The sequence below is a fragment of the Stenotrophomonas pictorum JCM 9942 genome (genome assembly GCF_001310775.1).
In the GTDB taxonomy this organism is placed as follows: Bacteria; Pseudomonadota; Gammaproteobacteria; order Xanthomonadales; family Xanthomonadaceae; genus Stenotrophomonas; species Stenotrophomonas pictorum.
The window spans coordinates 1-3539 of record NZ_BAZI01000279.1 but is presented as its reverse complement, the minus strand read 5'-3'; the positions used below and the strand labels follow the sequence as shown (position 1 = coordinate 3539).

The 3539-nt window shown below is 67.0% G+C and carries 3 protein-coding genes and 1 pseudogene; 3 read left to right on the top strand and 1 reads right to left on the bottom strand.

The genetic code is table 11. The features are described 5' to 3' along the window. Nucleotides 1–64 precede the first annotated feature (64 nt). Entirely contained in the window at nucleotides 65–721 is a 657-nt protein-coding gene (gene ccmA / locus JCM9942_RS12365) for a heme ABC exporter ATP-binding protein CcmA (RefSeq protein WP_054660018.1), read from the bottom strand. Nucleotides 722–899: 178 nt separating this feature from the next. Here ccmA and JCM9942_RS12360 point away from each other — a divergent pair. The 3 genes and pseudogenes from JCM9942_RS12360 to JCM9942_RS12350 all read left to right on the top strand — a co-directional run bounded on the left by JCM9942_RS12360 (nucleotide 900) and on the right by JCM9942_RS12350 (nucleotide 3405). After that, nucleotides 900–2047 (top strand): annotated as a pseudogene (locus JCM9942_RS12360) (pyridoxal phosphate-dependent aminotransferase). A 17-nt stretch (nucleotides 2048–2064) separates the two neighbouring features. Beyond that, the gene (locus tag JCM9942_RS12355) at nucleotides 2065–2880 is read left to right on the top strand and encodes an amidohydrolase (protein ID WP_054660016.1); all 816 of its coding nucleotides are present in this window, start codon (nucleotides 2065–2067) and stop codon (nucleotides 2878–2880) included. 90 nt (nucleotides 2881–2970) lie between these two features. Beyond that, entirely contained in the window at nucleotides 2971–3405 is a 435-nt protein-coding gene (locus JCM9942_RS12350; RefSeq protein ID WP_054660014.1) for a hypothetical protein, read from the top strand. Nucleotides 3406–3539 lie beyond the last annotated feature (134 nt).

The window sequence follows — 3539 nt, the reverse complement described above, 5'->3', positions numbered from 1 at the left end:
TTCAGGTCGCGCGCCAGCAGCGCCCTGGCCGCACCGAGCAGGGTGGGTTGCGGACCGGCCAGGCTCATGCGGCCTGCTCCTGTGCCGGGTTTGCCAGTGTCAGCGTGCGGTTGCGTACCGGGGGCGCCGCATAGGCGCCGTGGGTGGTGACCAGCGCCGCGCCGCCGCTGCGCAGGTGGGCGGAAATCATCCGGTTCACCAGGTTGATACCTTCCAGATCAAGGTTGGCGTAGGGCTCGTCCAGCAGCCAGACCGGAGCGGGCGAGAGCCACACGCGGGCCAAGGACAGGCGCTTTTTCTGCCCGGCCGACAGCTGCCTTACCAGCGTGTCCTCATAGCCGGCCAGGCCGGCAATGGCCAGCGCGTTGCCCGGCATCTGCCGTGCCCGCCGGCCGTGCAGGCCACACAGCAGGTGCAGGTTCTCCAGCGTGCCCAGATCCTGCTTGAGGGCGGTGAGATGGCTCAGATAGGCGATATAGCGCGAACGGTCGGCAGCGCCGGCCGGGCGCCCGTCGATTTCGATCTGGCCTTCATCGGCCCGCAGCAAGCCGGCCAGCACGCGCAGCAAAGTGGTCTTGCCCGCGCCGTTGCCGCCCTGGACCAGCAGCGCCTCACCGGCATCGACATGCAGATCGAGGGGGCCGAACACCGGGTCGTCATCACGGCTGAAACGCAGGCCGCGCGCGGACAACAGCGGCGGGATGTTCGAAGTCTGGGTCATCGGGGTCGGGCGCTTCCGTCCTTGGGTGGGAGCGCAGATATCGCTGGCGCATCGGGGCGCCGCCATTATAGACGCGGGTGTGCGGCCGATCAGTGCGCTGCCCGGCGCTCTGCCCTCGGGCCCTTGTCGCCGCTTTTGCTTACACTCGCTGCTTTCTCCCCCCGGCGCGTACGTACCGATGCAACCGCAGACCAAGCTGCCCAAGGTGGGCACCACCATTTTCACCGTGATGTCCCAGCTCGCTGCCGAACATGGCGCGGTCAATCTGGGCCAGGGGTTTCCCGATTTCCCGGCGCCGCAGCGGCTGATCGACGAAACCGCCAAAGCGATGCGCGAGGGCTTGAACCAGTACGCGCCGATGACCGGTGTGGCGCCGCTGCGCCAGGCCATCGCGCAGAAGGCGCTGGACTGCTACGGCGCGCAGGTCGATCCTGACAGCGAGATCACCGTGACCTCCGGCGGCACCGAGGCGATCTTCAACGCCATCCACGCGGTGGTGCGTGCCGGCGACGAGGTGATCGTGCTCGATCCGGCCTACGACTGCTACGAGCCGGCGATCGATCTGGCCGGCGCGCGCGCGGTGCATGTGGCGCTGGACCCGCAGACGTTCGCGGTGGACTGGGACAAGGTGCGCGCGGCGATCACGCCCAAAACCCGCATGCTGATGGTCAACACCCCGCATAACCCGTCCGGTGCGATGCTGTCGGCGGCCGACATGCAGGCGCTGATTGACGTGCTGCGGGGCACCGCCATCTACCTGATCTCCGACGAGGTCTACGAACACATCATCTATGACGGCGTCCGCATGAATCGGCGCTGCGTTACCCGGAACTGCGCGAGCGCGCGTTTGTGATTTCCAGTTTCGGCAAGACCTACCACTGCACCGGCTGGAAGATCGGCTACGCCATCGCGCCGCCGGCGCTGAGCGCCGAGTTCCGCAAGGTCCACCAGTACAACACCTTCACCACCTACAGCCCGGCGCAATATGGCTTTGCCGCGATGATCCGCGATGAGCCCGAACACCATCTGGAGCTGGGCGCGTTCTACCAGGCCAAGCGCGACCGCTTCCGCGAGCAGCTGCTGACCACCCGGCTGACGCCGCTGCCGGTGCCGGGCGGCTACTTCCAGCTGGTGGACTACTCGGCGGTCAGTGATCTGCCGGACCACGAATTCGTGAAATGGCTGACCATCGAGAAGGGCGTCACCGCCATTCCGCTGTCGCCGTTCTATGAAACCCCGCCGGCTGGCCAGCGTCTGGTGCGGCTGTGCTTTGCCAAGAACGATGCGACGCTGGATGCCGCCATCGCACGGCTGCAGCAGCTGTGACGCCGGAGGTATCGGGCATGCAGGATCTGCGCATCTCGCTGGTACAGGGCGACACCCGCTGGCACGACCCGGCTGCCAACCGCGAGCACTATGCCGCGCTGCTGGCGCCGCTGGCCGGCAACACGGACCTGGTGATCCTGCCGGAGACCTTCACCAGCGGTTTTTCCAATGACGCCATCGAACAGGCCGAGGACATGGACGGCCCGACCGTCGCCTGGATCCGTGCGCAGGCGCGCGCGCTGGGCGCGGTGGTCACCGGCAGCGTGCAGCTGCGGGTGGGCGAGGGCGTCTACAACCGGCTGTTGTGGGCCACGCCCGAGGGCGGGCTGCACTGGTACGACAAGCGCCATCTGTTCCGCTACGGCGGCGAGCACAAACGCTATGCGGCCGGCAATGCGCGGTTGTGTGTCGAGCTGAAGGGTTGGCGGATCAATCCGCAGATCTGCTACGACCTGCGCTTTCCGGTGTTCTGCCGCAACCGGTTCGATGTGGAACGGCCCGGACACATGGATTTCGACCTGCAGATTTTCGTCGCCAACTGGCCGTCGGCGCGCGCCTACGCATGGCAGACGCTGGCGCGGGCGCGGGCGATCGAGAACCTGTGCTACGTGGCCATCGTCAATCGCGTGGGGGTGGATGGCAACGGTCTGCATTATTCCGGCGACAGCGCGGTGATCGACTTCCTGGGCCAGCCGCAACTGGAAATCCGCGAACGCGAACAGGTGGTCACCACCGCCATCTCGGCCGCGGCCCTGGCTGCGCACCGCGAGCGCTTCCCGGCGATGCTCGATGCCGATGATTTCACCCTGGCCGGCCCGGTGGTGGCTCGCTGAACGCAAACCGGCCGCGGCAGGCGCGGGCGGTCTGCATCGCATGGATCGGCTGCTACGCTCGCGGGCAGTCAATGACGAGGGCCGAACAGCATGAAACCGATTCTGGGCACGATGGCGCTGCTGGCGCTGACCGCCATGGCACCGGCCGCGCAGGCCGCCGGCAATATTGATTGTGAGCTGCGCTACAACCTGTCCGGCTGGTCGGCGTTCTACAAGACCGCCGAGGGCACGGGCACGATCCGCTGCGACAACGGCGCCAGCTTCCCGGTCAAGATCACCGCCAAGGGCGGCGGGCTGACCGTCGGGAAGACCTCCATCACCGACGGCCGGGGCAAGTTCACCGGTGCCTATTCGGTGAATGATCTGCTCGGTACCTACGCCGCTGCCGAGGTGCACGCCAGTGCCTCCAAGGCGACCGATGCCCAGGTGATGACCAAGGGCGATGTGTCGTTGGCGCTGGCCGGAACCGGGCAGGGCTGGAGTCTGGGGATCGGTTTTGGCAAGTTCGTGATCGAGCGCCGCTGAGCTTTGGCTCCGTCATCAGGAGCAAGCCCCGCCGCGCGGCGATGGCCATAAAAAACGCCCCGTTACCGGGGCGTTTTTCTTTTGCCGATCAGCGATCAGGCGCCGCGCGGACCGCGATTGCCACCGCCGCCGGG